The sequence below is a fragment of the Parabacteroides caecihominis genome (genome assembly GCF_023656785.1).
Taxonomy (GTDB): domain Bacteria; phylum Bacteroidota; class Bacteroidia; order Bacteroidales; family Tannerellaceae; genus Parabacteroides; species Parabacteroides segnis.
Window position 1 is genome coordinate 24,394 of the sequence record NZ_JAMOKS010000056.1, and the last position, 6,326, is coordinate 30,719.

At 46.5% G+C, this 6,326-nt stretch carries 5 protein-coding genes; 1 reads left to right on the top strand and 4 read right to left on the bottom strand.

All coding sequences use genetic code 11. The features are described 5' to 3' along the window. Window positions 1-1,377, bottom strand: a complete 1,377-nt coding sequence (locus NBH14_RS26965) for a 3-keto-disaccharide hydrolase (RefSeq protein ID WP_186961778.1) — start codon at window positions 1,375-1,377, stop codon at window positions 1-3. Between the two features lie 195 nt (window positions 1,378-1,572). Here NBH14_RS26965 and NBH14_RS26970 point away from each other — a divergent pair, with 195 nt between their 5' ends. After that, window positions 1,573-2,208 (top strand): HAD family hydrolase, encoded by a 636-nt coding sequence (locus NBH14_RS26970; RefSeq protein WP_186961779.1) that lies wholly within the window; start codon window positions 1,573-1,575, stop codon window positions 2,206-2,208. A gap of 188 nt (window positions 2,209-2,396) precedes the next feature. Here the strand turns inward: NBH14_RS26970 and NBH14_RS26975 are convergent, their stop codons facing one another. Genes NBH14_RS26975 through nhaD form a run of 3 tightly spaced genes read right to left on the bottom strand, consistent with a single transcriptional unit; the run spans window position 2,397 to window position 5,997 of the window. Continuing rightward, a complete protein-coding gene (locus tag NBH14_RS26975; protein WP_007656006.1) occupies window positions 2,397-2,897 on the bottom strand; it encodes an outer membrane beta-barrel protein in 501 nt (166 codons plus the stop codon). Between the two features lie 39 nt (window positions 2,898-2,936). After that, complete coding sequence (locus NBH14_RS26980; RefSeq protein ID WP_186961780.1) at window positions 2,937-4,577, bottom strand: dipeptidase; 1,641 nt, start codon at window positions 4,575-4,577, stop codon at window positions 2,937-2,939. A gap of 10 nt (window positions 4,578-4,587) precedes the next feature. Continuing rightward, entirely contained in the window at window positions 4,588-5,997 is a 1,410-nt protein-coding gene (gene nhaD / locus NBH14_RS26985) for a sodium:proton antiporter NhaD (protein ID WP_186961781.1), read from the bottom strand. Between the last annotated feature and the right edge of the window lie 329 nt (window positions 5,998-6,326).

Here is a 6,326-nt window from a genome sequence, read left to right on the forward strand (position 1 = left end):
TTATTTTAATTCTTTGATTTTGATACTGCGGAAAGCAACTTCATCGCCATGATCCTGTAACAGGATATGTCCCTGGGGAGCTTCACCGAAACGTCCTGCCTCGTTATAAGACGGGGCAGCATATTTACTACCTTTCACCAACTCACGGAAAGCATCCGAACCACGATCGTATTCCAATGTTTTAAAGCCGTTCAGCCAATGTTCCACATGGTTATTGGGGAATACTTTCAGGACAGCCTGGTTCCAGTTGCCCACACCGTTGAAACGTTTGTTACCGGCCGGCATCATGTCGTAAAGGCTTGCCAGGGTGCGGCTGCCGGGAGTCGTTGTGTAGAGTTTGGCATCCGGATGCAGTTTGTCATCTAATATCTGGTATTCGAGGCCGTAGGCGGAGCCGCTAGGTTTTTCTGCTTCCGTCACGAAATATTTGATTCCGCTGTTTGCTCCCGGAGTAATTTTAAATTCCAGGCTTAACTCGAATGCTGCATATTCTTTATCGGTCACGATATCACCTCCGTTGGTAGACTCGCCGCCACCGGATTTCAGGACGATCAACTGTCCGTCTTCCACTTTCCAGCCATGATCCGGGAAGGCCTCTTTATGGGCGCCACGCCAGCCTGTAGTTGTCTGTCCGTCGAACAGGAGGTTCCATCCGTCCGCTTTTTCAGCATCCGTCAGGTAGTTGGGGACACGGTTCACTTCAGGAGCCAGGGTTCCCTGCATACGTTCGGCCTCCAGGTTCTCGGTCTTTATGCGGATATTACGCCATTTGATTTCTTTTCCTTCCAGATCGGTATTCTTTCCGATGCCATGCACCTGGAAAGCGATGAAGCCTTTGGCTGTTTCGTCGTCATAGAGATTGGCCGTGTTCACACCGTTCAGCCAGATGCGGATATTGTTGCCGATCGCTTCAATACGGTATTTGTTCCAATCTGTCTTCTTATAGGCGGCTTGTCCCGGTTTGTTATCGACAAGCGTCACCAGCCAACCACGGCGTGCTTCGTCGTAAACGCCTCCGCTCCATGCTCTGTCGGAAGGGTCCATTTCACATTGGTAGCCATGCACACGCCCGTTCTGGTAATCCGGACGGCTTTCGCTACGAAACTGCACACCGGAGTTCAATGCCGGGTCGCAGAGGGCTTCAAATTCCAGGATAAAATCGCCATACTCCTGTTCGGTAGCCATAAAGCTGTTCGGCTGGCCCGTCACCGAAGTTCCGACCAGACAGCCGTCTTCCACCCGGTAGGGCGCTTCGCCGTTCAATTGCTTGAAACCGGTAAGATCTTTACCATTGAATAACTTTTCCCAGCCGTCATTCGACTGACAGGAACAAAGCAGCGCGAGAGACAGGGCTGCTAACTTCAAAGATGCTTTCATTCTGTTTTTCTTTTAGGTATTATAAATAAGAAAATTGTTTTACTGGTCTGTCAACTAACACATGTGTACGGGCACAAAGATAAAATATTATTCATAAATGCACAGCAAAAGTGTTGCTATTTTACAACAGATAGAAGCTTTTTCAAAGAATAGCCTTATCTTTGCGTGCAAAATGTAATCAATAAAGGTATTTTTATGAAATTAAAAACGGCTCTCTTTGACTTTGACGGCGTGCTGGTCGACACAGAACCCATTTACGATATTTTCTGGAATGAAGCAGGCGAACGCTACGGAACAGGTATCGACAACTTCGCTGCTGTCATCAAAGGCACTACACTCCCCTATATCATCGAAAAGTATTTTTCCGACCGCACGGAAGAATTTCGTCAGATGATCATCAAAGAATCGACCGAATACGAAAGCACCATGCCCCTGCCCGCCATGCCCGGCTCCCTGGAATTTCTGCACCTGCTGAAAAAGAACGGTGTGCAGATGGGATTGGTCACCAGCTCGGACAATACAAAGGTTGAACGGGCATTCAAACTGCATCATCTGGAAAACATGTTCGATACAATCGTGACCGCAGACCGCATCACAAAGGGGAAACCTGACCCGATGTGTTACTTGCTGGCCGCAGACGACCTGCATGTCTCCCCTGCCGACTGCCTCGTTTTTGAAGATTCATTTGCCGGCATACAAGCGGGAACGGCTGCCGGCATGCGGGTTATCGGCCTGAGCACCACCAACCCGGAAGAATCATTAAAGGATAAAGTATATGAAGTGATTCCGAACTTCGAAAAGGTAACTTTCGAGGATTATCAGAAGTGGTAAACAAATTGTTACCTAAAAAAGCATATATGTTTTGAATTCAAAACATATATGCTTTGCAATCAAAAGATAGGTATTTTGAATTTAAAAGACCTATCTTTTCAAAACAAAGATGTATCAATGAAAAAAGACCTCCCAAGTGAAATAATTTTCTACCGGGAGGTCTTTCTATTTATAAAGCGATCTGTTTATCAAAAATTATATCCGATGCGAAGCGCCAAAAGCGGCTGAGATAATCTCAGGTCTCCCCAGGATTTGAGTATATTATATTTGAATTCCAAACCGACACTCAACTGATCGGTTGCATATACTTCACCTCCTAAACCGATATTGGCTCCTAAACGAGTCTTATTCAGACTTGCACTATTTCCCAAACTTACTTTCCAGAACGAAAGGTCAAGACCTGCCAAAGGATAGAAACCGAACATATCGCTCAATTTGAATACATAGTGGGCATTCACGTCGATAGCCCAGGCACTCAAACCATCATCTTTCACAAAATAAGACAAAGATGGCGCCAAACGAACCTCATCCGTCAGATTATAACGATAATCCAACCCCAACAACGCATTTCCATTCTCGTTAAACCCATAACCAAGATTAAAACCGAAAGACGATTGTCCTTGCTGAGTCTGTGCAAATGCACTCATGCTGATAATTGCCAGCATGCACATAACAATTAATTTCTTCATACTCTCATTAATTTAGTTCAACATTATGCGCAAATATAATTATTTTACTTTAAGTCTGTCACCTGCACTTTTCACAATACTGCGATAATAATCTTCATCGTAGCCAGGGAAATCAGGATATTCGGACAGCCCGTAGCCATTTTGCTTGAACTGGCCGTTTTCTTCTTTCTTAACGTTTCCGTCCATGTATTTTACTAAAAGATACTCGCCGAGCTTCTTCCAGCGGGCAGTTGCCTGATCGGCAGTCGTCGTGCTGAACCAGGTCAGGAACCGGACTGCTTCCGCCGGATTCTTGGCATACAATTCGGAGGCTGCCTTGTCGATAGCCGGAATTACCTCTTTATAACTGTTTTCCAATTCCTGCTGAACCGGACGAATGTCTTTGATCATAAAACTGTATTTGCCGTAAGCCTGGTTTGCTACCCAGTTGTGAATCCAGAATGCGGAAGTCCACGAGAAATTCATAATGTCCCCGTTTCCTACCCGGTAGCACTCGGGCGATTCCGTGATAGAGCAATACAGCGGAGTGAACACAGCCATATCGGCATCATCCACACCGAACCAAAGGATTCCACCGATCGCATCCGGCAACCAGTTACGCATCTGCGGAACGATTACAAAACCGGTCTGCTGCGTAGCGATGGCACGTTCGTTGGTATATTCTTGTCCATCTACCTTAAACGTCATCGGACGCCAACGATACGGCACTTTATAAGAACCGGCTCCGGCATCTTGCGTCATATCCAGATCGGTTCCTTCAAAATGGTCGCGCATACCGTTCTGAACGTCCTGAACAGACAACAGACGGTCCGGCTTCACATACAACGGCATCGGCTCCTTGGAAGGATCACCCTTGATAAAGTCGGTGTACTTATCCATTGTTTTATCGTATTTACGGAAGAAAGACCATACGCGTGCTTCACAACCTCTCAATGCACTGAAGTCGTAAGGACAATAGGCCTTCTGGAAACTGAAGTCTTTATCTTTTCCGCTGAAATACCCTTTTTCGCGAGCCAAAGAAACAACATCGGGCGAATACATACAGTTTTCCTTGTCATCAAAAGGAATCTGCTGGATGCGCGACTGGTTGGCATGTGCAGAGATGCAATCATCCGGAATACGGATGGCCACCCAAACAGCCCCTTTGTTACCCGGACCTTTACCGATCAGCTCCATCACCCATGCTTCGTTCTTGTCGGCGATAGAGAAAGTCTCGCCGCTGCTGTAATAACCGTAGTCCTTCACCAGGTCGGTCATTACTTTGATTGCTTCGCGGGCCGACTTTGAACGCTGGAGGGCGATGTAGATCAGGCTTCCGTAGTCGATAATACCTGTTGTATCCACCAGCTCCGGACGTCCGCCCCACGTACTTTCCGTGATAGCCACCTGATGTTCATTCATGTTGCCGACAACCGAATACGTCTGTTCCACCTGCGGAATCTGTCCCAGCGGCTTATTTGTATCCCATTCCCTGACTTCCAGCATGGCGCCTTTCGGCCAGGTCGCTGCCGGCCAACGGTATAACTCGCCATACAGGGTATGCGAATCTGCTGCATAACTGATCATCACCGATCCGTCGACCGATGCCTTCTTCCCTACCAGCAAACCCGTACAAGCCATTGCCTCCATTCCGGAAAGCAAAACGGCACAGGCTGCTGCGATAATCCATTTTCTTTTCATATAAATAAGTTTAAGCGAATAATAGCATATATACTGCCGCACCGCAAATATAGCCAATCAATGCCAATATTGAAAATCGCTTTGTATAGTACATGAAATCTATTTTCTCCAATCCCATCACCGTGACACCTGTTGCCGAACCGATAATCAGGATGCTACCGCCTGTTACGGCACAGTAAGCAAGGAATGTCCAGAATCCTCCGTCGGAAACAAAAAACTGTGCATAGGGTGCCAAATCCGGCGCTTGCTGCACGATCGGATACATACCCATCGTCGCTGCCACCAGCGCCACGTTATCCACGCAGGAAGATAAAGCTCCGATCACAAAGCTGATTAAATAAGGTTCATGCACATGTTTGTCGAGATAGGCGGACATGATCCCCAACTGTCCCGATGTCTCCAGGGCGCCTACCGCCATCAGGATTCCCAGGAAGAAAAAGATCGTTGCCAGGTCGATGTTCGGCAACAACTGGGTAATACGCAGTTTTTCTGATTCATGCACATGCAAACGGCTGTACATGACATCGGTATATATCCATAAAATAACCAGTCCCAGCAATACCCCCAGAAACGGAGGCAAATTGGTCAGCATCTGAAAGACCGGAACCAAAGCCAATGAAAGTACGCCGATCACAAAGATCACCCGACGTGAATGATTCGGTATTTCCGGAATAAACTCATCGGCAGCCTCTTCCTCACTCATGACACGCAGCTGGGCATCTTTCTTGAACAACCAGAAATGAGCAATGGAGAGCGGAACCAGCATATTAACCAATGCAGGAATAAATACATGCGAAATCTGATGCATCGCCGTCACATTCTTTCCTACCCAGAGCAGGATTGTCGTCACATCGCCGATGGGCGACCATGAACCGCCGGCATTGGCTGCGATAATCACCATACAGGCATATTTCAACCGGTCGGTCCTGTCGGGAACCAACTTACGAAGTACCGCCATAATCACGATCGCTGCCGCCAGGTTATCCAGCAAAGCGGAGAAGAAGAAAGTGGCAAAACTGATATACCACAACAGTTTCCGCTTGTTGGAGGTGCGGATATATCCCGTCACGGCCCTGAAACCACCGTGTTTATCTACAATATCGACAATCAGCATGGAACACATCACAAAGAACAAGGTCTCTGCCACATTTCCCAGATGGTAAACAATAGAACGGTTGGTTATAAAATTAATAAACTGGTCTTTTGCAGGCAGATTTGTCATTTCGGGGTTCTGCATCAGAAACTCTTCGAACAGCGGGTTCGAACGTTCAACGAAAATATTATAAGCGTCGAACATCAATATCATCCATAAGGAAATGGCCATAAAAAGAGCTGTTGCCGCTTTGTTGATCTTTATCTTATCTTCAAGCGCAATAGCAATGATACCCCCAATAAAAATAATTGGCATTAATATAAACATAGGTGTATTTTATTTAGTCTACCCTTCCGTAAAAGGGATTAATTAATGATATACGTACAGTTCAAATATTATCAAATATGAACTATCCGATTATTGACCGGTTGTACCTGGCTCCCCTCTCGAGAGGGGGAAGGGGGTGTGTCATATCCCCGCCATACAACCACCATAATCAGAGTCACTTGACTATTACAGGTTCATTTGCCGTCTGCTTCAGCTGACGGTTTACAAGTTGTTTCTCTCTTTTGGCTTCAGCCACATTTCTCCTAGATAGAAACCTGTAAGAAATGGGACTAAAGTCCAATGAGATAAACCCTTGACTAATCCGTCAG